The organism is Ignavibacterium sp., assembly GCF_025998815.1.
Classification (GTDB): domain Bacteria; phylum Bacteroidota; class Ignavibacteria; order Ignavibacteriales; family Ignavibacteriaceae; genus Ignavibacterium.
The window spans coordinates 1,198,965-1,223,499 of sequence record NZ_AP026678.1 but is presented as its reverse complement, the minus strand read 5'-3'; the positions used below and the strand labels follow the sequence as shown (position 1 = coordinate 1,223,499).

The 24,535-nt window shown below is 34.9% G+C and carries 24 protein-coding genes; 22 read left to right on the top strand and 2 right to left on the bottom strand.

All coding sequences use genetic code 11. From position 1 onward, the window contains the following. The first annotated feature begins 4 nt into the window (after window positions 1-4). The 22 genes from nuoD (at window position 5) to Q0X14_RS05145 (ending at window position 22,984) form a co-directional block, all read left to right on the top strand. A complete protein-coding gene (gene nuoD, locus Q0X14_RS05250) occupies window positions 5-1,255 on the top strand; it encodes an NADH dehydrogenase (quinone) subunit D (RefSeq protein WP_014560975.1) in 1,251 nt (416 codons plus the stop codon). 79 nt (window positions 1,256-1,334) lie between these two features. After that, window positions 1,335-1,754 carry a four helix bundle protein gene (locus Q0X14_RS05245; protein WP_297843428.1) on the top strand — a complete coding sequence of 140 codons (420 nt, stop codon included), beginning with the start codon at window positions 1,335-1,337 and terminating at the stop codon, window positions 1,752-1,754. Between the two features lie 40 nt (window positions 1,755-1,794). Next, window positions 1,795-2,277: an NADH-quinone oxidoreductase subunit NuoE gene (gene nuoE, locus Q0X14_RS05240; RefSeq protein WP_297843425.1), complete on the top strand. Its 483-nt coding sequence runs from the start codon at window positions 1,795-1,797 to the stop codon at window positions 2,275-2,277. Then, complete coding sequence (gene nuoF / locus Q0X14_RS05235; protein WP_297843422.1) at window positions 2,277-3,599, top strand: NADH-quinone oxidoreductase subunit NuoF; 1,323 nt, start codon at window positions 2,277-2,279, stop codon at window positions 3,597-3,599. The genes nuoE and nuoF overlap by 1 nt, the downstream gene beginning before the upstream one ends. Before the next feature lie 118 nt (window positions 3,600-3,717). Beyond that, window positions 3,718-5,556 carry a hypothetical protein gene (locus tag Q0X14_RS05230; RefSeq protein WP_297843419.1) on the top strand — a complete coding sequence of 613 codons (1,839 nt, stop codon included), beginning with the start codon at window positions 3,718-3,720 and terminating at the stop codon, window positions 5,554-5,556. Window positions 5,557-6,197: 641 nt separating this feature from the next. After that, complete coding sequence (locus Q0X14_RS05225) at window positions 6,198-6,740, top strand: hypothetical protein (protein ID WP_297843414.1); 543 nt, start codon at window positions 6,198-6,200, stop codon at window positions 6,738-6,740. Window positions 6,741-6,792: 52 nt separating this feature from the next. Further along, a complete protein-coding gene (locus Q0X14_RS05220) occupies window positions 6,793-6,975 on the top strand; it encodes a hypothetical protein (protein ID WP_297843411.1) in 183 nt (60 codons plus the stop codon). A 154-nt stretch (window positions 6,976-7,129) separates the two neighbouring features. Continuing rightward, entirely contained in the window at window positions 7,130-8,887 is a 1,758-nt protein-coding gene (locus tag Q0X14_RS05215; RefSeq protein ID WP_297843409.1) for a hypothetical protein, read from the top strand. Between the two features lie 39 nt (window positions 8,888-8,926). Continuing rightward, window positions 8,927-10,360, top strand: a complete 1,434-nt coding sequence (locus tag Q0X14_RS05210; RefSeq protein ID WP_297843406.1) for a hypothetical protein — start codon at window positions 8,927-8,929, stop codon at window positions 10,358-10,360. An 18-nt stretch (window positions 10,361-10,378) separates the two neighbouring features. Further along, window positions 10,379-10,777, top strand: a complete 399-nt coding sequence (locus Q0X14_RS05205; RefSeq protein ID WP_297843404.1) for a T9SS type A sorting domain-containing protein — start codon at window positions 10,379-10,381, stop codon at window positions 10,775-10,777. Window positions 10,778-10,927: 150 nt separating this feature from the next. Beyond that, entirely contained in the window at window positions 10,928-11,815 is an 888-nt protein-coding gene (gene thyA / locus Q0X14_RS05200) for a thymidylate synthase (RefSeq protein WP_297843400.1), read from the top strand. Further along, a complete protein-coding gene (locus Q0X14_RS05195) occupies window positions 11,812-12,291 on the top strand; it encodes a dihydrofolate reductase (protein ID WP_297843398.1) in 480 nt (159 codons plus the stop codon). Before thyA ends, Q0X14_RS05195 begins: the two co-directional genes overlap by 4 nt. After that, window positions 12,291-14,135, top strand: coding sequence for a DNA mismatch repair endonuclease MutL (gene mutL, locus Q0X14_RS05190; RefSeq protein ID WP_297843395.1), 1,845 nt, complete (start codon window positions 12,291-12,293; stop codon window positions 14,133-14,135). The genes Q0X14_RS05195 and mutL overlap by 1 nt, the downstream gene beginning before the upstream one ends. A 39-nt stretch (window positions 14,136-14,174) precedes the next feature. Beyond that, window positions 14,175-15,830, top strand: coding sequence for a methylmalonyl-CoA mutase family protein (locus tag Q0X14_RS05185; RefSeq protein WP_297843392.1), 1,656 nt, complete (start codon window positions 14,175-14,177; stop codon window positions 15,828-15,830). Beyond that, entirely contained in the window at window positions 15,830-16,705 is an 876-nt protein-coding gene (locus Q0X14_RS05180; RefSeq protein ID WP_297843390.1) for a decaprenyl-phosphate phosphoribosyltransferase, read from the top strand. Before Q0X14_RS05185 ends, Q0X14_RS05180 begins: the two co-directional genes overlap by 1 nt. Further along, complete coding sequence (locus Q0X14_RS05175; protein WP_297843387.1) at window positions 16,702-17,148, top strand: hypothetical protein; 447 nt, start codon at window positions 16,702-16,704, stop codon at window positions 17,146-17,148. Before Q0X14_RS05180 ends, Q0X14_RS05175 begins: the two co-directional genes overlap by 4 nt. Further along, window positions 17,148-18,374 carry a hemolysin family protein gene (locus Q0X14_RS05170; protein ID WP_297843383.1) on the top strand — a complete coding sequence of 409 codons (1,227 nt, stop codon included), beginning with the start codon at window positions 17,148-17,150 and terminating at the stop codon, window positions 18,372-18,374. Before Q0X14_RS05175 ends, Q0X14_RS05170 begins: the two co-directional genes overlap by 1 nt. Beyond that, complete coding sequence (locus tag Q0X14_RS05165) at window positions 18,367-18,765, top strand: thiol-disulfide oxidoreductase DCC family protein (protein ID WP_297843381.1); 399 nt, start codon at window positions 18,367-18,369, stop codon at window positions 18,763-18,765. The genes Q0X14_RS05170 and Q0X14_RS05165 overlap by 8 nt, the downstream gene beginning before the upstream one ends. Window positions 18,766-18,873: 108 nt before the next feature. Continuing rightward, window positions 18,874-20,007: a tRNA guanosine(34) transglycosylase Tgt gene (gene tgt / locus Q0X14_RS05160; RefSeq protein ID WP_297843377.1), complete on the top strand. Its 1,134-nt coding sequence runs from the start codon at window positions 18,874-18,876 to the stop codon at window positions 20,005-20,007. Window positions 20,008-20,023: 16 nt separating this feature from the next. Then, window positions 20,024-20,341, top strand: a complete 318-nt coding sequence (gene yajC, locus Q0X14_RS05155) for a preprotein translocase subunit YajC (protein WP_297843374.1) — start codon at window positions 20,024-20,026, stop codon at window positions 20,339-20,341. A 3-nt stretch (window positions 20,342-20,344) separates the two neighbouring features. Then, entirely contained in the window at window positions 20,345-21,547 is a 1,203-nt protein-coding gene (locus Q0X14_RS05150; RefSeq protein WP_297843371.1) for a bifunctional 3,4-dihydroxy-2-butanone-4-phosphate synthase/GTP cyclohydrolase II, read from the top strand. A gap of 117 nt (window positions 21,548-21,664) precedes the next feature. Beyond that, window positions 21,665-22,984 carry a nodulation protein NfeD gene (locus Q0X14_RS05145; protein WP_297843369.1) on the top strand — a complete coding sequence of 440 codons (1,320 nt, stop codon included), beginning with the start codon at window positions 21,665-21,667 and terminating at the stop codon, window positions 22,982-22,984. Window positions 22,985-23,028: 44 nt separating this feature from the next. On the opposite strand, the gene Q0X14_RS05140 is transcribed toward Q0X14_RS05145, so the two are convergent. Further along, on the bottom strand, window positions 23,029-24,081 hold the full coding sequence (locus Q0X14_RS05140; RefSeq protein ID WP_297843367.1) for a DUF6263 family protein: 1,053 nt from the start codon (window positions 24,079-24,081) through the stop codon (window positions 23,029-23,031). A gap of 20 nt (window positions 24,082-24,101) precedes the next feature. Continuing rightward, window positions 24,102-24,533: a nucleoside-diphosphate kinase gene (ndk, locus tag Q0X14_RS05135; RefSeq protein WP_297843364.1), complete on the bottom strand. Its 432-nt coding sequence runs from the start codon at window positions 24,531-24,533 to the stop codon at window positions 24,102-24,104. Between the last annotated feature and the right edge of the window lie 2 nt (window positions 24,534-24,535).

The window sequence follows — 24,535 nt, the reverse complement described above, 5'->3', positions numbered from 1 at the left end:
TGATATGGAAAAACTAACAAAAGATGATGTCCATCCGAAAATAGTTCAGGCGCTTCTAAAAGATACTGACATAACGATTGAAGATGCCCTTGAAAATGAAATGATTCTTAATATGGGACCGCAGCATCCAGCAACTCATGGTGTGTTGCGTGTTTTATTAAGACTCGATGGCGAAACAGTTATAGGTTGCGTTCCTGAGCTTGGTTATCTTCATCGTGGATATGAGAAGATGGCTGAGAATATGAGTTATTATGAGTACATCCCTCACACTGACAGACTTGATTACATTTCCCCTATGGCTAATAATGTTGCATGGGTTTTAGCAGTTGAAAAGTTAGCTGGAATAGAAGTTCCACCAAGAGCACAATATATTCGTATGATGGTTGCTGAGCTTGCAAGAATTACTTCACATCTTGTTGCTGTTGGTGCCTTTGCGATGGATGTTGGTGCTTTGACAGTATTTTTATGGACCTTGCGTGAACGAGAGAAAGTTCTTGATATCTGGGATATTCTTTGTGGTGCAAGATTCACAAACAGTTATACCAGAATTGGTGGAGTAGCTAATGATGCACCACCTGAAGCTTTGGCAAAAGTAAAATGGTTTATTGATCAGTTTGATGATAATCTTACTGAGTGTGAAAAGCTCTTAAACACAAATAGAATTTTTATTGAAAGACTTGAAGGAATAGGTGTGATGTCAGGTGAGCTTGCTTTGGATCTTGGTGTTACAGGACCAAGTTTGCGTGCATCAGGAATAGAATTCGATTTACGAAGAGCAACTCCTTATCTGAAGTACAACGAAATTGATTTTAATATTCCGACTTATACCGAAGGTGATTCTTTAGCTCGTTATTTTGTTCGTGTTGATGAGATGAGAGAAAGTGCAAAGATTGTAAGACAAATTTTGGAAAAGATGCCTCAGGGAGAAGTGCTTGCAAACAGTCCTAAAAAAGTTCTTCCTCACAAAACGGAAATTTATACCAGAATGGAAGAACTTATTCATGATTTTATGATTGTTAATTTTGGTATCAATCCTCCAGTAGGAGAAATTTATCACGCTATTGAAGGTTCAAAAGGAGAACTTGGATTTTACCTTGTAAGTAAAGGTGAAGGTCATCCATGGAAATGTAAAATTCGTTCACCTTCATTTAATAACTTACAAGCTTTGCCACATCTGGTTAAAGGACATATGATTTCGGATGTGGTGGCAATAATCGGAAGTATTGACCCTATAATGGGTGAAGCGGATAAGTGACGAAGTTTAAGTTTAAGCTTAAGTTAAAGACAAGGTCAATCTGAGTTTCTTATTTATATAAATTGTAACAAAAATTAAAATGGAAAAACAATTCAGTCACGAAAAATTAATTGTTTATCAGAGGTCTTTAGATTTTGTAGAATTTGTAGAAAACATACTATCAAGAGTTAAAGATAAACTTCATGTTTACGAACAAATTGATAAAAGCTCCACATCAATCCCATTAAACATTGCGGAAGGAACTGGAAAATACTCTATTAAAGATAAGAACAAATACTATGATATTGCTCGTGGTTCAGCTTCAGAAAGTGCGGCTTGTCTCGATGTTTTGTTAAGAAGAAAACGAATCACAGTTGAAAAGAATAAAGAAGGTAAAGATATTTTAATTGAGATAATATCTATGTTGGTAGGTTTAGTCAGAAGTAACTCCGAACGGGTTTATGAAGATGATGAAAATTATGGCTCTGATTTTAATAACTACCAAAAGTTAAAAGATTGAATTTCAAATCTTAAACTTAAACATTAACTTAAACTTAAATATGGACTTCAAATTCACACCGGAAAATTTAGAACGGATAAATGCTGAGATTAAAAAGTATCCGAAAAAGCAATCAGCTGTTATGGCTGCACTTTATATTGCTCAGGAACAGAATGGCTATATCACAAGCGAAGTGATGAAGGAAATTGCTAAAATTCTTGATATGCATCCGCACGATGTTTTAGGCGTGGTTACATTCTATACGATGTATCATCAGAAACCAATGGGCAAGTATCATATTCAGGTTTGCACAAATGTTTCATGTATGCTCAGAGGTGGTTATGATATATGGAATCAGGTTAAAGAGAAACTTGGTATTGATAACATGCAGGTAACCCAGGATGGGAAATTCTCTCTTGAAGAAGTTGAATGTATGGGAAGTTGTGGAACTGCTCCAATGTTCGCAATAAATGAAGACTATTTTGAAAACCTTACCAAAGAAAAAGTTAACGAAATTTTAGATTCATTAAAGAATACAAACTAATGGAAAAAATAGTTTTACCGGATATTAAAGACTTTCATATACTTGATGTTTATCTTCAACACGGCGGATACACAGCAGCTAAAAAAGCTTTTACACAATCACCTGACGATATTATCGATCAGGTAAAAAGATCTGGACTTCGTGGAAGAGGTGGCGCTGCTTTTCTTACCGGATTGAAGTGGAGCTTTATGCCCAAGACTACTGATAAACCTAAATACCTTTGCGTAAACGGAGATGAGAGTGAACCTGGTTCTTTCAAAGACAGACAAATTTTCGAGTACAATCCTCATCAGCTAATCGAAGGAACTATTATTACTTGCTATGCAATCGGTGCTAAAGTTGCCTATATCTACATTCGTGGTGAATACCATAAATGGATAAAGCTGATGCAAAAAGCTTTGGATGATGCTTATGCTAACGGATACCTTGGTGAGAAGATGAAAGAAAAATTCGGGACAGATTTCTCCTGCGATATTTACATACACAAAGGTGCAGGTGCTTATATCTGTGGAGAAGAATCTGCTTTAATGAATTCTATAGAAGGAAAAAGAGGATATCCAAGAGTTAAACCTCCCTTTCCTGCACAAAATGGTTTATGGGGATGCCCGACAACGATAAATAATGTGGAAACTATCGCAAATGTTCCTCCAATAATAAACAAAGGTTGGGAATGGTTTGCTTCGATTGGTGAACCGAAACATCCCGGAACTATTCTTTTTGGAGTTAGCGGTCATGTTAATAAACCAGGTGTTTACGAATTACCTTCGGGTACTTTGCTGACTGATATAATTTATAAATACGCAGGAGGAGTTCCGGGTAATAAAAAGATTCTTTGTGTTATTCCTGGTGGTTCCTCAATGCCTCCTCTTCGAGGTGATCAGATTGAAGGTGTAAAGATGGATGCCGAATCACTTAAAGCTGCCGGCTCTGCAATCGGTACAGGCGGAATAATGGTGATGGATGAAGACACTGATTTGGTTAAAGTGTTAGCTCGGATTGCTCACTTCTATCATCACGAAAGTTGCGGGCAATGTACACCTTGTCGTGAAGGAACCGGTTGGCTTGAAAAGATTTTGAAAAGATTAATTGCCGGAAAAGGTTCTGTTAGTGATTTGGATTTACTTATTACCGTTGCGAATCAGATTGAAGGGAATACAATTTGTGCATTAGGTGAAGCTGCTGCCTGGCCAGTAAAATATATGGTTGAAAGATTTCGTGATTACTTTGAACAACGAGTAAGTAAAGAGATAAATTTACCTGTTGCAAATAAAGTTCATTCGATGAGACACACTGTAATTCCAGTTGAAGAAATTAAGCATTAAATTTTATCCGTAGCTCATTCCTTTGGGATGGGCTACTTTTATTTCCTCTCTTCTTGCATCTCTTCCAAAAAACTCTTAACATCAATCGGAAAAAATATTCTTCTTTGGGAATATCTTTATGAAAACAAAACAATCCACTCTGTTTATACTTTTTTTCTTTTTACTCCTGACTTTTTACTTTTCACCTGAGCTAAATGCAACCATCCGTTATGTAAGTAAAACCGGCAGCAGTACACCGCCATACACAAGCTGGGCAACTGCTGCAGACAGCATACAAAAGTGTATCAACATTTGTGAAAATGGCGATACAATTTATGTGGCAAATGGTGTTTACAGGGAACAAATCATCATGATACCTGGTTTGTCTCTAATTGGCGTTGGGATGGATAGTTGTATAATTGACACTAGATATTTAACTACACAATTATATACATCTGTGGTTGTTAGTGAAAATTGTCTCTTTAAAGACTTTTTTCTAGTTGTTTCAAATAATAAAGAAACTGGTTATGGAATTAATGTACTGAATAATTCTATTATAACTTATTGTAAAATAATTAAAGCTGGAATTGCTATCTGGATATCAGGTGTGAATGCTTTAATAAAAAATAACCATATACTAGAATCTGGTGATGGAATCTATTTTTCAAATTCTAGCGCAATGGTAAAAGGTAATATAATAACTGATTGCGATTATGGAATATATCTAAACACACCATATCTATTTTATGAACCTATAATAGATTCAAACTTCATAGATACTTACGGAACTGCAATAAGAAATTCATTTGGTTCAAAGCCAACGGTCAGAAATAATTTTATTATTCTAAGAGGCAGAAGTTCCGTGGGGTTTTCAAATAGTTATTCAGATACCGCAAAAGTATATAACAATGTTGTTATTGCTTTCGATAGTCTGGGTGAAGCTACGGGTATTTATTGTACAAGCGTTCCTCATAAGGTATATAATAATCTGGTATTTGGGAAATTAAAAATTGGCATTGGAACAACAGGCATTTACCCTAATTTAATAGAATTGGTTAACAATGCAATAGTTAAACCACAATACGGGATAAATGCAGGAACACAAGTTAATGCCCATCACAACAATGTCTGGAACTCACAGATAAGTTACAGCGGATTTACACCTGATTCAACAAACACAACTGTTGACCCGATGATTGTAAACGATGATACAACACAGGGTGAACTTGACTTCCATCTTCAGAAGTTCTCTCCGCTTATTGATGCTGGTGACCCTACAATCCTTGACCTCGACGGCACAAGAAGCGACATAGGACTCTACGGAGGTCCTTTCGGACAGCGTTATATTTATCAGGATTTGCCTCCTAAACCTCCTGTTAATCTTACTGCTCTGGTTGATACGGGCAGAATACTGCTTCGATGGAACAGAAACACTGAAGCTGATACTTCTCATTATAACATTTTCCGCTCATTAAATCCCGACTTCACGGCTGATTCAACAACTCTTATTGGTTCAACCACAGATACTTTCTTTGTTGACAAGCTTAATCAGGAATATGAACGGTTGTATTACAAGATTACCTGTGTTGACAGACAGGGCAATCAATCAAATCCATCAGAAGAGATAGCAATAGTATTTTCTTCAATCAATGATTATCCGATTACAATAAATGACTACTACCTCTATCAGAACTATCCTAATCCATTTAATCCGACAACAAAGATTGGATACCGGTTGAAAGAAGACGGATATGTAAAACTTTATGTATATAACATAAAGGGAGAGGTAGTAGATATACTTGTAAACCAATATCAGCAGGGAGGGTATTATGAAGTAGAATTTAATGTAGGAAAGGGTCTCCAGACTGTTCCGCAAACACTCATAGCCAGCGGCATATACATCTACCAGATAATGGTAAGAGGCAGAGGGGATATTCCTGTTTTTACTGATTCAAAGAAGATGTTGTTTATTAAATAACTATCAGCAATCACAAAGAAAAACGGGAGGAAAAACAAAATGAAATTAAAGATAAAAAATCTCTCGGATGATAGTAGATTAGTTCAATCATAATAAGCACAGCGATACACTCACAGGAACAACCACAAAATCCTGATTTCACATACGGAGTATTTTCACATCTTAATACTTCGTGGAATTATCAGAATGCAAAAGCATATCTGGACAGTGCTGGGTTCAACTATATAATAGACGGTATTATACCTGACACAACTACAGCATTAAATCAAAATCTTATTGGAATTAAAGAATCCAGTCCACAGGATTACATCGGATATTACTCAAAAGGATATTACAGTAAATGGGAAGCAGAAAGGAATGAATTTGTATTTGGCAGGGTCGGGTTTAAGCATCCGCATAAAAATGGAACACCTCCTTATTTATACGGGCAGGTTGAAACACATCTTGGCGCTAAATGTTGGGCAACACAAAGGGATATTGGACACAGAGTTGATAGTGTTCTTTGGGGTCCTCATTATCATCAGGATAAAAAATATGATTATGGATTTTGGGACCCTAATCCTAAAATCACCTACATAGCATCCTACCGTATGGCATTCAGCAACATACCTCAGAAATCACAGGACGATGAGGTATGCAAAATGAAAGTAACATACAGTTACAGATATGGGGTTTTTCCTGACACACACATTGTTGTTATTCCACTTAATGAGAAACTGCTTCGTGTAAGGGATTTTCCGGCTGACAGTAGTTTCAGAAATTTTACAATCTCATATCAACTGCCTGACGGATACATTATTAGGGACAGAAGAATGCCGGAGAATATAATTCCATCTGCAGACACATTATATGAAGATGATGTGGTGCTATCGGGAATTGAATTCAAACTTGAATGGAGCGGTATTGGAAAACTTTATATTGATTATGTGGAAGTATACGATAGTACTGTGTGGGGAGATGGATTTATTAATCCACTACGTAGAGACTCGACAATAAATAAAATTAAAAACATGGCACAGCAGTATGGCACAATATCGAAATTAAAGTACTGGTATGTAAACGATGAACCAAACTCAATAGACACCTATTTGCCAATGAGAATAGTTGATTCTCTGGTTAACACAGTTACACCCGGCAAAAACACAATTACTGAAATATATCCGACACTGGCGAGGCGAGTTTAATGGCGAGCATCATCTCAAACAGTTTGTTCAGGTAAGCAATACCAAAAAACTTATGATTGATCATTACCCTGCATATACCGGACAAGCTTACTGGGAAGGACTTGATTATCTTCAGAACTCACTTCAATGGGCCTGGGAAGCACAACCCAACTTCTGGTATGTAGCTCAGGATTTAGGTCAGAAATTGGCCGGAACAGATTCTTTTATCGAATTAATGAAGAACCCCGAAAAATAATTTAAACTCCTAAGGAAGATTTAGAAAAGGATTTGACGGGGATCATATCAATTAAATAAAGATTTCTGAAAATAGTTCTACTTCTATTCTTGCATCTCTTCTTAAAAACTCTTAACATCAATCGGAAAAAATATTCTTCTTTGGGAATATCTTTATGAAAACAAAACAATCATCTCTGTCTTTACTTTTTTTCTTTTCTCTTTTGACTTTTTACTTTTCACCTGAGCTAAATGCAACCATCCGTTATGTAAGTAAAACCGGCAGCAGTACACCGCCATACACAAGCTGGGCTACTGCTGCAGACAGCATACAGAAGTGTATAAACATTTGTGAATACGGTGATACTATTTATGTAGCAAATGGAGTTTACAAAGAAAAAATAGTAATGATACCCGGTTTGTCTTTAATCGGCGCAGGGATGGATAGCTGTGTTATTGATACGAGACAATTTCCGGCAACAACTGATTTTTATTCTGTTTCATTAAATAATAATTCATTGATTGAAGGATTTAAGATATACTGCAAAAGAATTGATTGGGGCACAGGAATTTATGTATATGGTTCTTTGAATATTATCAAGAACAATAAAATTCTATTTGCCAAATATGGAGTAGATATTTACACTTATCCTTTAGGTTACAACTTAATAGAATTGAATCATGTCATTAATACTGATTATGGAATTTATTGTAGTTTCACAAATTCCTTAATATCGAATAATATTATTATTTACCCAAATGTAGGATTATCCTCAGGTTTATATAATAAATCCACATATCTGAATAATGTAATCCTATATCCTAACTATGATGGATTTGACGGCTTTACTCACAACTCAATTTTGAAAAATAATTTTTTCCTCTATGAGTTTAGAGGTGGTCCGTTGGGTTCAAATACGGGGATCTCTTCTTATGGTGATACAATCATAAACAATGCAATAATAGGATGGCCTAGTTACGGTCATGGGTTTTCAGGAAACTCTGCCACATTAAAAAATAATCATTTTGAAAATAATTATAGTGCAATTCAAAGAGTTGGCGGAGGCAGTGATCTAAATTTTCAATACAATAATCTATGGAACAACGTTATTAACTATACGAATTTCTCAGCAGACAGTACAAACATTTACAGAGATCCAATGTTTGTACGCTCAGATAGTCTCGACTATCGTCTTCAGAAGTTCTCTCCGCTTATTGATGCTGGTGACCCTACAATTCTTGACCTCGACGGCACAAGAAGCGACATAGGACTCTACGGAGGTCCTTTCGGACAGCGTTATATTTATCAGGACTTGCCTCCTAAACCTCCTGTTAATCTTACTGCTCTGGTTGATACAGGCAGAATAATGCTTCGATGGAACAGAAACACTGAAGCTGATACTTCTCATTATAACATTTTCCGCTCATTAAATCCTGACTTCACTGCTGATTCAACAACTCTTTTTGGTTCAACCACTGATACTTTCTTTGTTGACAAGCTTAATCAGGAATATGAACGGTTGTATTATAAGATTACCTGTGTTGACAGACAGGGCAATCAGTCAAATCCATCTGAAGAGTTAGCAATAGTATTTTCTTCAATCAATGATTATCCGATTACAATAAATGACTACTACCTCTATCAGAACTATCCTAATCCATTTAATCCGACAACAAAGATTGGATACCGGTTGAAAGAAGACGGATATGTAAAACTTTATGTATATAACATAAAGGGAGAGTTAGTAGATATACTTGTAAACCAATATCAGCAGGGAGGGTATTATGAAGTAGAATTTAATGTAGGGAACAGTCTCCAGACTGTTCCGCAAACACTCATAGCCAGCGGCATATACATCTACCAGATAATGGTAAGAGGCAGAGGGGATATTCCTGTTTTTACTGATTCAAAGAAGATGTTGTTTATTAAATGACTATCAGCAATCACATAGAAAAACTGGAGGAAAAATGAAATGGAGAAAAAAGCTAAATCAGAAACTAATAAAATAACTTTTGTATTTCTGTTTTTACTGCTTATTATATATTCTTCAAATGCACAACAGGAAGAATTTATCAGAGGTGTATTTATTCATTCAGGCGAAGGAGCATTAACATTGTATGGAAACTATGATCAAGTGCAACTGATGGGAACTAATTCTGTTCATCAGATGGTTGTTAGAGAAGTGCCAAGATTAGGTCAGACAAATAACTTTCAGCAACTGAGCAGATTTAATTATATATATGCATCCAATGACTCGGGCACGGGAAGCGAAAATTGTGATTGGTGTAATGAAGAACCTGAGAATATAGATTGGATAAGTTACTTTACTCAGGCAAAATATATGAAATGGGAAGCAGAAGGAGACAGTATATTTAATGGAAGTGTTGGTATAAAACATCAGGGAGGTGAGTTTTATCAAGAGGCAGATGGTACTAAGGGATGGAAGACATCTGATAATAACATAGGTGATACAGTAATCTACGGACCTAATTACTGGCAGTATCCAAGATATACTTTTACTAATCCAGCCTGGAATCCCACCCCAATTAATTACAAGGCAAACTTCAGGATGAAAATTGATTTTCCTTCGAGTGAATCATTGCCTGTATGTATAATAATGGTACTAATGACAAAGCCCTCGACAGGATATTCTAAAATACTTGATATTGATACTCTTACCACAGATGTATTAAATACCGCATATCAGAACTTTACACTAAGTTATAATTATAAAGATTATATAATTTTTGAGGGAATTGCTAATTCTTCTGGTATTCATCCAGCTACAATAACAAAACCTTTTTCAGAAATAGATACAAATCCATCTTTGAATATTGGCTCAGAAGTTCAGTTTATTGTCAAATGGCTTGGTAACAGACAGTTATTCATTGACTATATCGAAGTTTATGATGAGAAAATTTGGGAATATTATTTTATTAATAGGATATCACAAACAAAGAATGCTATCAGGGATTATAACTTAAGTTTTTCTTCTAATCCAAATCTATATGAAAAACTAAAATATTATGTCACAATAGATGCACCCTATTCGATAGATGGTTACATACCTATAAAAAGGGTACAGCAAATAATGGATTCTTTAAATACTGATAAAAATCTTCTTGTTCACTGGTATCCGGGATGGAGTCATTACAGAGATGGGTCAAAAACTTGGCCTTTGTATTATCAATTAGCTAAACCGAAGAAAATAAATTTCTGGTATGCACCTTTTGTCTCTGATGAAAATGGGAACAACACAGCTAATGATTTTACACTTTACTGGTTTCAAAGAAATTTACAACAAGCACATCTTCAACAAAACGATTTCTTTGTTACTCTTCAGACCTTTGGCTGGAGAGATAAACAGAGTAAATTATCCTATGGTTATAGAACACCGACACCATAAGAAATAAGTGCTGAGACAATGCTTGCTCTTGCACATGGAATAAAAGGTCTTTTCTATGAACATTACTATTCAATTAGAAATATGGAGTTTAGTGGAAGTTATTATATGGTTGATGGTATTGCTATTGATAAATCAGCATCAGGATACCCGGCAACAGTAACTGAGTATAAGCTCGAGCAGAATTACCCTAATCCATTCAATCCCACAACACAAATCAAATATTCAATAAAAGAGAGACAATTGGTTCAACTAAAAATATATGATGTACTTGGAAGAGAATTGTTTACGCTTGAAGATAATTACAAAGAACCTGGAAATTATGAGACAGAATTTGATGCCAGTTCACTTGCAAACGGAGTTTATATCTACCGTCTTTCAGCCGGTGATTTTGTTGATGAAAGAAAATGGTTGTGGTGAAGTGATTTTCCAAAATAATTGCAGTCTAACTCTCCGGAGTTGAGCTACCTTTACAGAATGTTCTGATTTTTGCTCAAAATTTAATGTTTTTCTATCCTTCCTTTTTCTTTAAATTCCAACACAAAATTTTCAGAAATTATCAGGTAATAAATGAAACAATATCACGATTTGGTAAAACTTGTAATGAATGAAGGTGTCCGCAAATCATCCCGAACTGGAGTGGACACAATCTCTTATTTTGGTGCTTTTTACAGAGTTGATCTTTCGAAAGGATTTCCTCTTCTTACAACAAAAAAGATGGAATGGAAGTCGTTGCTTTACGAAGTACTTTGGTATTTATCAGGTGAAGAACATATCAGAAATCTGAAACAACATACAAAAATCTGGGATGCCTGGGCTGATGAAAATGGACGACTTCAAACAGCTTATGGAAGATTTTGGAGACGATTTCCTGTACCCGATAAATCAGCAGCTTTAGACGGAGAAATTTTTGTGGAAGAAAATCATCCTTTCGTAAAAAGAGAATCAAATGGTTCATTGGTTTTTGATCAGGTTGGTTGGGTAATAAATGAAATTAAAAGTAATCCTAACTCAAGAAGACTTGTCATTACTGCCTGGCATCCTGCTAATGCTGTGATTAGTAAATTACCACCTTGTCATTACACATTTGCATTTAATGTAAGTAACGGAAAACTTAATTGTCATCTCACACAACGAAGCGGCGATATTGCTCTTGGAATTCCTTTTAATCTTGCTGCATACTCAATACTTACTCAAATTATTGCACAAGAAACAAATCTTGAACTTGGTTATTTTGCTCATACAATTATCGATGCACATATCTATGTTGCAGATAAAGGAAGTCCGACTGAGAAATACGATCATCTTGAAGGATTAAAATTACAATTAACCCGTGAGCCATTTCCATTACCACAACTTAAAATTGCCAAAAAGCCAATTGATGAACTTCAATTCGAAGATTTTGAACTGATCGGATATCAGCATCATCCTAAAATTAAATTTGAGGTTGCGGTTTGATTATCAGTTTAATTGTTGCAATTGCGCAGAATGGAGTTATTGGTAAATCATCCGGAGAAATGTCCTGGCATGTAAGCGAAGAATTCAAACATTTCAAAAATACTACGAAAGGTTTCCCGGTATTAATGGGAAGAAAAACTTTTGAAACGCTTGGTAATCCACTGAAGGAAAGATTAAATATTGTTATTACAAGAAATCCGGAATACAAAACACAATTCGATGATGTACTGATATTCTCTTCACTTGATGAAGCAATTAATTTTTGCAGAGAAAAGAAGTTCGAAAAAATTTTTATTATCGGTGGTGCTGAAATATATAAAATTGCAATTCCCATTGTTGATGAAATGATAATCTCCAGAATGAAGTTTACTGCAGAAGGTGATGTTTATTTTCCTGAGTTTGATGAATCTAACTGGAAGAAAGAAAAAATTATGGATAAAGAATTATTTGAAGTTTATTTGTATAAAAGGATTTAATGTCAGGTAGAATTAAAATATTACCCGAAAATCTTGCAAACAAAATTGCAGCAGGCGAAGTTGTTCAACGACCTGAATCTGTAGTTAAAGAATTACTTGAAAACTCAATCGATGCCGAAGCAAAAAACATTGAGCTGATAATTAAACAAGCCGGTAAGTCTTTAATTCAGGTTTGTGATGATGGTATTGGAATGACGGAAGAAGATGCAATCCTTTGTATTCAGAAACATGCTACAAGTAAAATTTCAACTCTTTCCGATCTCGAGGCAATCAGAACACTTGGATTTCGCGGTGAAGCTTTGAGCTCCATTGCTGCTGTATCACAAATTGAAATCAGAACTCAAACTGCCCAGCAGGAAATTGGTACTCTTATCCGGATTGAAAAAGAAGGTGAGATCATTAAAGAAAAAGTTTCTGTAAACAAAGGAACTTGTGTTTCGGTGAAAAATCTTTTTTACAATACTCCAGCAAGAAGAAAATTTCTTAAATCAGATGCAACAGAACTTAAACATGTAATTGATACATTCAATCGGATTGCACTTGCTCATCCCGAAATAAATTTTAAATTTTATAACAATGACACACTTGTGAATGATTATAAATCCGGAACAGTTGAAGAAAGAATTGCACAGATATTTGCAGATAATATGCTTGATGCTTTAATTCCGGTTGAAGAAAAAACGGAATATCTTTCATTGCACGGATACATCGGTAAGCCGTCAATATTTCGTAAAAGTAAAGGTGAGCAATATCTTTATCTTAACAAAAGATTTGTAGTTAATAAACATATCAATCATGCTGTATTTACAGCATTCGAAAACATTCTTGAAAAAGGTGATTATCCTTTCTTTGTGCTGTTCATGGAAATTGATCCTTCTAAAGTTGATGTGAATATTCACCCATCAAAGCTTGAAGTAAAATTTGATGACGAAAAAGATGTTTACAATTTTGTACTTGCTGTTATAAGGAAATCAATCGGCAGCCACGATCTTGTTCCATCAATGACTTTTTCAGGGAATGAAAATTCAGAAGAGAAACTTTCATTTAATGCTTTTACTCCTGTTGCGAAAAATGATTTCTCTGACAGACCGGTTTTTTCGAAATCAATTGATTCAAAGCGTGAGAGAATTTCTGACGAAGATATTGAACTTGTATTTGGTAATCTTGCAACAAATGTTATCAGGAAAGAGCAAAGTAATTTCATCCCTGAATTTATTGAATCTGAATCGCAGCAGGAATATAAATTGGAGAAAAAGACAACTGCTGATGATGAAGAACCAAGTTTCATTATTCAGCTTCATAACAAATACATTTTATCTCAGATTAAATCCGGCTTAATGATTATTGATCAGCATGTTGCTCACGAAAGAATATTGTATGAGAAAGCTTTATCAAGATTAGAAACGGATATTCCTTTTTCACAACAATTATTATTTCCTATTACAATTCAGTTCGATCCTGCGAGTTATGAAATTCTTAAAGAACTTAATTCACATCTTCACAGACTTGGATTTCAATTAAAATTTTCTTCCAGATATTACATTACAATCGAAGGCGTTCCTGAAGATATCAAAAGCGGTTCGGAAGAAAGAATACTTAAAGAATTTATCGAAGAGTTTAAGACAAATCAGCTTGAAAAAAAACTTGAGGAAAAAGATAACATTGCGAAATCTTATTCCTGTAAAACGGCAATAAAAGCCGGAGATAAATTATCAGAAAGTGAAATGAGACTATTGATTGATCAGCTGTTTGCTACTTCAATGCCTTATGTTTGTCCTCACGGAAGACCAATTGTAATAAAAATTTCTCTTGAAGAATTTGACAGACGATTTGGAAGAACCTAATTTTGAAACACTAATCCGATAACAATTAAAGGTTAAACTATGGCAGATAAAGAATATCTTGCTCAGCGTAAAGCTTATGAAGAAAAAGCCAAAGCTGCGAAAACAACAGGAATGAAATTTACGACTGTAAGCGGCAGAGATATTAATGTGCTTTACGGTCCTGATGATGTTGAGCATATCAACTATTTATCTGAAATCGGTTTTCCGGGTGAATATCCTTACACCAGAGGCATCCACGCAAATGGCTATCGTGGAAAAATCTGGACAATGCGTCAGTTCGCTGGATTCGGAACTCCGGAAGATACTAATCAAAGGTTTCATTATCTGCTTAATAACGGACAAACAGGTTTATCTGTTGCTTTTGATCTTCCGACATTGATGGGTTGGGATGCAGATGCACCTTTAAGTGAAGGTGAAGTAGGAATTTGTGGTGTGTCGGTTTCATCATTAAAAGATATGGAAGTGTTGTTTGATAAAATTCCGCTTGATAAAGTTTCTACTTCGATGACAATAAATTCTCCGGCTGCAATGATTTTTGCATTCTATCTTGCAGTAGCACAAAAACAAGGAGTAGATTTCAAACAGCTTAGAGGAACATTACAAAATGATATTCTAAAAGAATACATTGCACAGAAAGAATACATTTTCCCTCCAACTCCTTCAATGCGAATAATTGTTGATATGATTGAATACTGCACAAACGAAGTTCCTCAGTGGAATCCGGTTTCTGTTAGTGGTTATCATATTCGCGAAGCAGGTTCAACTGCCGTGCAGGAACTTGCTTATACACTCGCGGATGGATTTGCTTACATTGAAGCTTGTATCGAAAGAGGAATGGATGTGGATTCCTTTGCACCAAGAATTTCTTTCTTCTTCAATTCTCATCTTGATTTCTTTGAAGAGATTGCAAAGTTCCGTGCAGCACGAAAAATTTATGCTAAACGAATGAGAGAAAGATACGGAGCCAAAAATCCAAGAAGCTGGTGGTTACGATTTCATACTCAAACTGCAGGATGTACATTAACTGCTCAGCAACCGGAAAATAATATTGTCAGAACCGCAATTCAGGCACTTGCCGGAGTACTTGGTGGCACTCAATCATTGCATACAAATTCGATGGATGAAACACTTGCTCTTCCAAGTGAAAAAGCTGTTAAGATTGCCCTAAGAACTCAGCAACTTATTGCTTATGAAACAGGTGTGATTAATACAGTTGATCCTCTTGGAGGAAGTTATTTTGTTGAGGCATTAACTGATCAGATGGAAAAAGAAGCAAATGAAATTTTTGAACAGATTGATGCAATGGGAGGAGTAATTCCTGCAATTGAAGCCGGTTATTTTCAGAAAGAAATTGCTGATGCAGCATATCGTTATCAGAAAGAAGTCGAAAGAAAAGAAAAAATCATAGTTGGTGTGAATGAATTCGTTGAACCTGATGAGAAAATAGACATTCCAATTCTCACAATTCCACCCGAAGTTGAAATCCAGCAAAAGCAAAGATTAGCAGATCTTCGTCAGAGCCGCAATCAGCAGGCAGTTGAAGAATCTCTTAAGGAAATTAAACAGGCAGCTATCGATGGTAAAAATCTGATGCCTGTGCTTGTAAAAGCAGCACAAAATTATGTAACACTTGGTGAAATGGTGGGCGAACTCAAAGAAGTCTTTGGAACATACGAGGAGGTTTCAGTATTCTGATGATTAAAGATTATCTCAAACTAATTCGTGTTCCACAGTGGATTAAAAACTTTTTTGTATTTGTTCCACTTTTATTTTCGTTACATCTTTTTGACAAAGATTATCTTCTTCTTTCATTTAAAGCATTTATTGTTTTTAGTCTTGCATCCAGCTTCGTTTATGTTGTTAATGATATTATCGATATTGAAGCTGATCGTGCCCATCCAAAAAAGAAAAATCGTCCGCTTGCATCAGGTAAAATCAGTAAATCGTCTGCAATTATACTTTCTGTTGTTTTATTGATTGTTGTTTTGTCATCCTATTTTATTTTCAATTATCAATTCGTTTCATTCCTTTATGCTTTTCTGATTCTCAACATTTTATATTCATTCTATCTGAAACACATAGTTATACTTGATATATTCAGCATTGCAGCAGGATTTTCAATCAGAGTGCTTGCTGGTGCAGCAGTAATTGATGTTCCTGTTTCAAGCTGGTTAATTCTTACCACAATGTTTATTTCACTTTTTCTTGGTGTTATGAAAAGACACTCCGAGCTTGTTCAGGTTGCAGATAACAACAAATCAACACGCAAAGTGCTTGCTGAGTATTCAACTAATTTCACAAATCAGATGGCAACTGTTGCTGCTTCGGGCGTGATTATTTGTTATGCACTTTACACAGTTTCTCAGAGAACTGTTTCGGTATTCAATACAGAAAATCTTATTTATACAACACCTTTTGTCGTCTTTGGAATTTTCAGATATATGTATCTCGAATATCAGAGCAATCAGGGAGAAAACACAACTCAGGTTATGATGACTGATATTCCGATGATTCTTACCGTTATCAGTTATGCAATTGTAACAGTTTTAATCATCTATAAAATTATATGAAATCAATTATTTATTTGATTGCTATTACAATCTTGTTTATGAATGCTTGCTGCAGTACTGCCCGATTAGAAAATGATAAATCAATTACAATTCTTGAAACTAATTGCTGGTTAAACTTAATGCCTGGCGGAGAACCTTCTTTTCATTATTCCGGTACTTTTGAAATTGAAAAACAACTTGCAGACAGGATGAAATTTTCATCTGTAGAAGTTTATTACAAAGATGAACTGATACACAAATCACAACCATTACTTCAGTTTTATGATGAAGTTGTAACTGATTCAATGAAAGTAATAAGATTTAATTTTTATTCTGAACAGGGAATTAAAGTAACTGAAACAATGATGAAAGCAGAATCTGTTGACTTTCATTTTGTTTTTGAGTTCAATGGTGATAAAGTTGAAGAAGATTTGAAAGAAATTACTCTTACCAGAGCTTACTGATGGTTACTGAAATTTTATTACTAATAGTGCTGCTTATACTTAGTGCTTATTTTTCCTCTACAGAAATAGCTTACATTGCTGCCAACAAACTCAAGCTTGAAGTCAAAACCAGAAAGAAAGATTTAGTTGCAAGAAATGTTGCTTACTATCTGAACAATCCGAATACATTTTTCTCTACAATCCTTCTTGGAAATAATATTGTTAATATTGCTTTTGCATCATTAAGTGCGGTCATTTTAGCATCTTTATTTAACTTAACCGAAATACAAATCTTATCAATAACTACTTTCTTACTTTTATTTTTTGGTGAATTAATTCCAAAATATTTCGCTCACGAAACCGCTGATTTATTTATCATTGTTTCATCATCGATTCTCAGGATAATTACAACAATTTTATTCCCTTTCATAAAAGCATTGACATTTATTTCTGATAAACTTACTTCCAATGTTAGTTCCCAGAAAGCTGAAAATATTTCTCAGTTGTTTGATAAAGAAGATATTAAAGCTCTTTTAGATGAAGGACATAAAGCTGGAAAAGTTTTGCCTCAGGAAAAAAATATAATCGAAAAAGTAATTGACCTTGGCGAACAAAAAGTTTATGAAGCAATGCGTCCCAGAACTGAAATTGTTGGTGTCGAAATTCATTCATCAATAGAGGATGTTCATAAAACTTTTATTGATTCAGGTTATTCTAAGTTAATTGTTTATGAAGAAAACCTGGATAACATCAAAGGTGTTATTCTCGCCAAAGATTTATTCGCCAATCCCAAAACTATAACTGAAGTTCTGCGTGAAATTAAATTTTATCCTGAAACCAAGAGAAGTCTCGAAGTTTTGAATGAGTTACTGGAAAGTAAAATTTCCATTGCTGTTGTGGTTGATGAATTTGGTGGCACAGCGGGAATTGTAACGATGGAAGATATTATTGAAGAACTTTTCGGTGAAATAAAAGATGAATATGATGTTGAAGAACACATCTGCCGAAGAATTTCAAGAGATACTTATTTAATTAGTGGTAAAGTTGAAATTGATCATCTGAATGAAAAATATAAAATAGGAATTCCTGAAGGAGATTACGAAACAGTTGCCGGATATATTGAAAATCGGCTTGGAAGAATACCGAAACAAGGCGAGTCGTTCCTGATTGATAATTATGATATTATCATTGTTAAAGCAACTCAAACTAAAATTGAATTAATCAAGCTTATTGTAAGAAATGAATAAAAAGATTGTTCTATTTGATGGTGTTTGTAACTTTTGTAATTATTGGGTGAATTTTATAATTGATCGTGATAACAAAAATCTTTTCCTTTTCTCTTCACTTCAATCGAAAGCAGGACAGGAATTGCTGAAAAGATTCAATCTGCCAACGGATGAATTTGATACTTTCATTCTTGTTGATGGCGATACTTATCTCACAAAATCAGATGCTGTAATCAGTATTGCAAGATGCTTAAGAGGATTTCCCAAAGCATTAGTCCTTGGTAAAATACTTCCGAAATTCCTCAGGGATTTATTTTATGATTTGATTGCAAAGAATAGATATAAAATTTTTGGCAGAAAAGATTCTTGCAGAATTCCAACCGCAGAAGAGAAATCAAAATTTTTAGAATGAGATTTCTTAAACGCATATAAACTCAATCACAACTGTCAAATCTTACATTGGGGAACATCCATTTTTAAGTTAAATTTGTAATACAAAATTCAAGAAGAAGATTGATTATTGCTTAAACTTAATTTAGTTGCACAAGATAAAAATTCTAAAGCTCGTGCCGGATGGTTTGAAACTGATCACGGTGTTGTTGAAACGCCGATTTTTATGCCAGTAGGCACTCAAGGTACTGTTAAAGCTGTAAATCAATATTATCTCGAGCAGGAAATAAAAGCTCAGATTGTTCTTTCAAACACTTATCATCTTTACTTAAGACCAGGTACCGAAATTCTTGAAGCTGCAGGTGGCTTGCATAGGTTTATGAATTGGCAAAAGCCAATACTTACAGATAGCGGTGGTTATCAGGTTTTTAGTTTGACTGAATTACGAAAGCTAAAAGAAAATGGAGTTGAATTCAGGTCGCATCTTGATGGCTCAAAACATTTTTTTACACCTGAAAAAGTAATTCAGATTCAAAGAAGTATTGGTTCAGATATAATGATGGTTCTGGATGAATGTGCTCCTTATCCGTGCGAGTATGAATATGCAAAAAAATCTGTTCAGTTGACAAGTAATTGGGCTGTTCTGAATAAAAATGCTTTTGATAATTCTGAGCCAAGATATGGTCACAAACAATTTTTATTCGGAATAATTCAAGGAAGTGTTTACAAGGATTTAAGAAAACAATCAGTCGAGGATTTGCTTGCACTTGAATTTGATAGTTATGCAATTGGTGGTTTAGCTGTTGGAGAACCAACAGAACAAATGTATGAACTTGTTGATTTTACTACTGAACTTATGCCGGTTGAGCAACCAAGGTATCTGATGGGAGTTGGAAGACCTGAAAATATTCTTGAGTCAATTGCTCGTGGTGTTGATATGTTCGATTGTGTGATGCCAACAAGGAATGCAAGGAATGCAAATGTGTTTACCTGGAATGGAACTCTTTCAATGCGAAATGCAAAATATAAAGATGACTTTAAGCCGCTTGATGAGAATTGCAATTGTTACACTTGCAGAAATTTTACCAGAGCGTATTTAAGACATTTATTTGTTGCAGAAGAAATTCTTGCGCTTGAATTGGCTTCGATACATAATCTTTATTTTTATCTTGAACTTGTCAGAAAGGCAAGAGAAAAAATTATTGAAGGTTCTTTTAACTATTGGAAAATTCAGATTGTAGAAAAAATATCTGTTAAAAACTAAAACAAAGGAAAAAAATATGTTAGAAGTTATGATTGCTATGGCTCCACAAAACGGTGGTGGCGGAAGTGCAAATCTTATCAGCACTCTTATAATGTTTGGTGCAATCTTTTTGATTTTCTATTTCATGATTATCAGACCTCAGCAGAAGCGAGCAAAGGAAAGAGAAAAAATGCTTAATGCTTTGGAAAAGGGTGATAAGGTTGTCACTTCAGGTGGTATTCACGGCACTATTGCAGGATTGGATGACAAAACCGTTCTGCTTCAGATTGCTGATAATGTAAAAATAAAAGTTGATAGAAGCGCAATTAACATTGTTGAGAAAAAAACATCATAAATTATGAACCCTTTTTGCTCTGTCGAAGAAGCCATTGAAGAAATTAAAAATGGCAAAGTAATAATAGTAGTTGATGATGAAGATCGTGAGAACGAAGGAGACTTTATCTGTGCTGCAGAATATGTTACTCCTGATATCGTTAACTTTATGGTTACTCATGGAAGAGGAATGCTGTGTGTTGCTTTAAGTAAAAAGAGACTTGATGAATTAAATCTTCCATTGATGGTTGATTCCAATTCTGCTCTTCACGGCACTCAGTTTACAGTTACTGTTGACGCAATAGAAGGAACAACAACCGGTATATCTGCTGCTGACAGGGCATTGACAATTAAAAAATTAGTTGATGATGATTCGAAGCCCGAGGACTTCGCTCGTCCCGGGCATATTTTCCCATTAAGAGCATTTGATGAAGGTGTTCTTCGTAGAGCCGGACATACTGAAGCTGCTGTTGATTTGTGTCGCCTGGCTAACCTGAAACCTGCAGGTGTTCTCTGTGAAATTCTTCGTGAAGATGGTGAAATGGCTCGTGTTCCTGAATTGATTGAAGTTGCCAAAAAATTTAATCTCAAAATATTAACAGTACAGGACTTAATTCAATATCGTGTAAGAACTGAAAAGCTTATTGAGAAAATAACTGATATTAATTTCCCAACAGCACACGGCGAATTCAGACTTCATCTTTACAGAAATTTGCTTGATAGGAAAAAACAGGTCGCAATTGTAAAAGGTAATCCAAGTCCTGAGGAACCTTTTCTTGTTCGAATGCATTCAGAATGTTTAACCGGTGATGTATTTCATTCACTTCGTTGCGATTGTCACGACCAACTTAATTATGCTTTAGATTTAATTGAGGCGAATGGCTCTGGCGCACTTGTTTATATGCGACAAGAGGGAAGAGGAATCGGACTTGAGAACAAAATCAAAGCATACAGACTTCAGGATGAAGGACTCGACACCGTTGAAGCAAATGAAAAACTTGGCTTTAAACCAGACCTGAGAGATTATGGTATCGGTGCTCAGATATTACTTGATCTTGGAATCAGGAAAATCAAACTTTTAACCAACAATCCTAAAAAAGTAATCGGCTTAAAAGGTTACGGACTCGAAATAGTTGAAAGAGTTCCTATTGAAATTCCACCAAATAAGAACAACGAAAAATATCTGAAAACAAAAAGAGATAAGCTGGGGCATATAATTCTTAAATAGCTTTAGAATTTTAATAATCTGTTTCTTTTCTATTTAACAATTAGTGTTCTCCTCCATCAGTTTCTTAATTCCTATCTTAACACTATTTTAGAATCAGAAACTAACTTTGGTTTTTATATGAAAGCACTAAAAATTCTTTCCATACTTTTAGTTATTACAATAATTGAAGTCACAGCACAGCAAAAAACAGTTTATCTTGGTTTCATTGAAGGCGATATCGATCTTGGATTAGCTCCTTATGTTACTCGTGTTATTAATGAAGCAGAAAAAAATAATGCTGATGCAATAATTTTTAAGATCAATACCTTCGGTGGAAGAGTTGATGCTGCAACTCAGATTAAAGATGCAATACTTTCAAGCAAAGTTAAGACAGTTGCTTTTGTAAATAACAGAGCAATCTCTGCCGGCGCACTGATTACACTTTCCTGTAATGTTATTGTAATGGCACCCGGAAGTAATATGGGTGCTGCTACTGTAGTTGATCAAACAGGTCAGAAAGTTGGTGAAAAGTATCAGTCTTATATGCGTTCTGAGATGAGGTCTACTGCTGAAAAAAATGGAAGACCAACTGATATTGCCCAGGCAATGGTTGATGAAAGAATTGTCATTCCGGGTTTATGCGATAGTACTCAACTCGTTACTTTAACTTCTGAAGAAGCTGTAAAATATAAAATGGCTGACACAATTCTCACCAGACTCGATGATGTTTTATCATACATTGGGATGAAGGATGCTAAAATTGTTGATGTCAGATCTAATTGGGCTGAAGATATTGTAAGATTTTTAAATAATCCTATCATTGCTTCAATCCTTATTATGATTGGCTTTTTTGGATTACTTGCTGAGATAAAAACTCCCGGCTGGGGTTTACCTGGTACAGCAGGGTTAATTGCTTTAGCACTTTTCTTTGGTTCATCTTACATTCTTCAACTTGCATCAATCGTTGAGATTCTGATGTTTGTTGCAGGAGTAGTTTTACTTCTTGTAGAGATTTTTGTAATTCCCGGATTTGGTGTGGCGGGAATATCAGGAATTGTTTTGATATTCGCTTCAATATTTTTATCACTGATAGGCAGCGAGCCATTCATTACTTTTGAATCTATTTCAGTTGCAATAATTCAACTGACTGTTGCATTGATTGCAGCAATAATTCTGGTTTTTCTTCTCGCAAAGTTTTTACCCAAGACTACTGCTTTCAGCAAATTAGTCCTTTCAGAATCTGAAAAAACTGATCAGGGATTTGTTTCATATCCTTCTGATACTTCTCTTATCGGCAAATCAGGAAAAGCACTTACTGTGTTAAGACCAGCCGGCATTGCTGAAATTGATGGGAAAAAATACGATGTTGTAGCTGATAATGAATACATTGAACCCGGTAAACCAGTTAAAGTTATTCGTGTTGAAGGAATTAAAGTAGTTGTTCAGGAAGTGAAATAAAATTTTTGGGAGAGGATTAACTCTCCCATTAAAATAGAAATGAATTAAAGCATTTCAAGAATGCTGGTGTTGGCAACAGTTTCTTTTCTGCTTCCTTTCTGTTTACCTTGCGGTGTGTTTGCATCGAAAGTAAAGAACATTTCAGTATAAGACTTTGTTTTCGATTTCTGAATTCTTCCTTTATCAATATTAAAGTAAATTGTACCTTCACCTGTTGAAACAGGTTTTTTGAAATTATAGACAACTCCACGCTCTTCATATTTTGTATCGCCGGTAACATTATAATCCATTCCGGCATCAATTACTGCAAGTCTGTCTTCTTCCAGTTTTTCAATGGAATTTATTTTATACTTGTTTGTGAAATTAATCTGAAATACCATCATTGGAATTGGTGGTTGTGGGATTGTCCAGGTTGAATCCTTTGCAAGCTGTTTCTCCGGCATTTTTCTAATTAACTGAAGTACAATGGGCTTTAATACATTGCTAACCATATCATCTTTTACCATATTCTTTGTTTGAGCATCAAGAGAGTCAGCACCACGCAAACTGAAAAATTTATTTGCAATCTTATCAGCTCTGAATACTTCAAGCACTTCACCAGCTTTGTTAAATCTTACAGAGAAAGGATTATTCCAAAGAGCAAGAAATTCCGCAAATCTTTTTTGATCTGCAGAATCAACATTTTTACCGGCTTCAAAATTTACTTTCTCTCCGTTTACATTTGCACTTAATTTCACACCTAAAATTTTAATATCAGCTTCTGTGACTCCGTCCTTATCAATTTCCTTTGGTGTAAAATCAAAAACATAAACAACTTCCTGATGAAGTTTCATTGTGATTGAAGTATCGGTTGTTAAAGTTTGCATGTTTTCAGAAATAGTGGAAAGTCTGTATCGAACAGTTTCGCCTTTGTTAAAATTATAAGCTAACTGAAAATTAGACTTATCATCAATTGGCTGAGCTTTAATTCCCGTAGAATCATATACATAAGCTGTACTATCCAACTGAGCACTTTCCGGAGCATCGCCTTTCTTTTCTCCGCAGGCTGAAATAATAACAGCAGTTAAAATTGTTACGATTAAAAAATATTTTTTCATTTGATTCCTCATTTCATTTTTTAGTTTGGATAATTTTCTAACAACTCCTGCCTGGAGAAAAAGAAAGCGATTTCCTTTTCGGCATTTTCATCAGAATCAGAGCCGTGAACAGCATTAAACTGTTTATTTCTTGCATAAAGTTTTCTGACAGTTCCTTCTTCTGCTTGAGCCGGATCGGTTGCGCCGATCAGTTTTCTGTAATCTTCAACAGCATTTTCTTTTTCCAATGCAATCGGAACACACGGACCTGAAGTCATATATTCTACCAAATCATTGTAGAAAGGTCTTTCTTTGTGAACTTCATAAAAGCTCTTTGCCTGATTTACTGTTAAATGAACCATCTTCAGAGCTTTTACTTTGAAACCAGCTTTTGTGATCATTGAAATAATTTCGCCAATATAACCATCGCTTACAGCGTCAGGTTTAATAATTGCTAATGTTTTGTTACCCAATT